This is a genomic window from Massilia sp. CCM 8734, from assembly GCF_011682155.1.
In the GTDB taxonomy this organism is placed as follows: Bacteria; Pseudomonadota; Gammaproteobacteria; order Burkholderiales; family Burkholderiaceae_D; genus Telluria_A; species Telluria_A rubra.
On record NZ_WHJI01000189.1, the window covers coordinates 1 to 537 of the forward strand.

Annotated in this window: 1 pseudogene; it reads left to right on the forward strand. The window is 61.6% G+C overall.

Annotated features, from left to right (window positions below):
• Positions 1–537: pseudogene (locus F2P46_RS36190) on the forward strand (hypothetical protein); the annotation flags it as partial.

The following is a 537-nucleotide window of genomic DNA, read 5'->3' on the forward strand; positions in this document are numbered from 1 at the left end:
CGAGCATCTTCGGCGACGGCTTCGCCTCGATCATGCGCGACGACCAGACCACCGTGAACGCGGCCACGCGCATGGTACTCGACAACGCGGCGCTGTCGGCCGGGCCACAGATCGAGGTGAACATGAACCTGCTGTCGCCGGCCGAGGACGCGGACGACATGTACCCGTTCAAGATCTGGAAGCGCGCGGGGCAGGACGCCAGCCAACCGGCCATCCGGGTATTGAACGTGCCGAACGGGCTGGAAGAACTGCTGCCCATTGTCGAAATGTTCAAAAAGAATGCCGATGACGTCACCGCCATCCCGCGCTACATGCAGGGGGAGAATGCCACTCAAGGCGCCGCCGGTACCGCATCGGGCATGTCCATGCTGATGGCGAATGCCTCCATCGTGATGAAGGACCTGATCACCAACTACGACGAGGGCGTGACCAGGCCGTTTATTAGCGACCTGTACAAGTGGAACATGCAGTTCAATCCGGACAACAGCTGCAAGGGCGACTTCGACATCAAGGCGCGCGGCACGGCGTCGCTGATGG